General features: G+C 46.1%; 1 pseudogene. It reads left to right on the top strand.

The window, feature by feature from the left end:
- Positions 1-33 precede the first annotated feature (33 nt).
- A pseudogene (locus tag HMPREF2904_RS11655) lies at positions 34-859 on the top strand (accessory Sec-dependent LPXTG-anchored adhesin); the annotation flags it as partial.

Below are 859 nucleotides of genomic sequence, written 5' to 3' on the forward strand. Positions count from 1 at the left end.
TCGATGAGCAAAAAGCTGTCAGAATCCGTTTCGTTGAGTCAGTCAGAGTCATTGGTTCAGGAATCCGTATCGGCTAGCCAATCAGACTCGTTAGTACAAGAATCCGTATCTGCCAGCCAATCCGATTCGCTGGTTCAAGAGTCAGTTTCGGCAAGTGAATCGAATTCATTGGCTCAGGAATCGATCTCAGCAAGCCAATCAGATTCTTTGGCTCAATCGTCTGTTTCAACCAGTCAGTCCGAGTCATTGGTTCAGGAATCCGTATCTGCCAGTCAGTCAGACTCGCTGATTCAAGAATCAGTTTCCGCGAGTCAATCCGACTCGTTGGTTCAGGCATCTGTATCGTCTAGCCAATCAGAATCCTTGGTACAAGCGTCCGTTTCTGCGAGTCAATCGCAATCTACTTCTGATATCGAATCTAAGTCTCAAATTACAGAATCTATGTCCTTTTCTCGTTCTGATTCAATGAGTCAGTCGGAATCGCAAGTATCGACTGATTTGCAATCAACATCATTGAGTCAATCAGACTCGTTGGTGCGAGAGTCAGTTTCTGCGAGTGAATCGGAATCATTGGTTCAGGAGTCTGTTTCAGCCAGCCAGTCTGAGTCGTTGGTTCAGGCATCTGTATCGGCAAGTCAATCCGACTCGTTGGTTCAAGCCTCAGTTTCTGCCAGTCAGTCAGAGTCGTTGCTTCAGGAATCCGTTTCTGCCAGCCAGTCTGATTCCTTGGTTCAAGAATCAGTTTCTTCAAGCCAATCGGAGTCGCTGGTTCAAGAGTCGATTTCAGCGAGTCAATCAGAGTCATTGATTAAAGAATCTGTATCAGCGAGTCAATCCGACTCACAATCAAAAGCAGCAT

Origin of the sequence: Streptococcus sp. HMSC072G04 (assembly GCF_001813295.1) — a bacterium.
In the GTDB taxonomy this organism is placed as follows: Bacteria; Bacillota; Bacilli; order Lactobacillales; family Streptococcaceae; genus Streptococcus.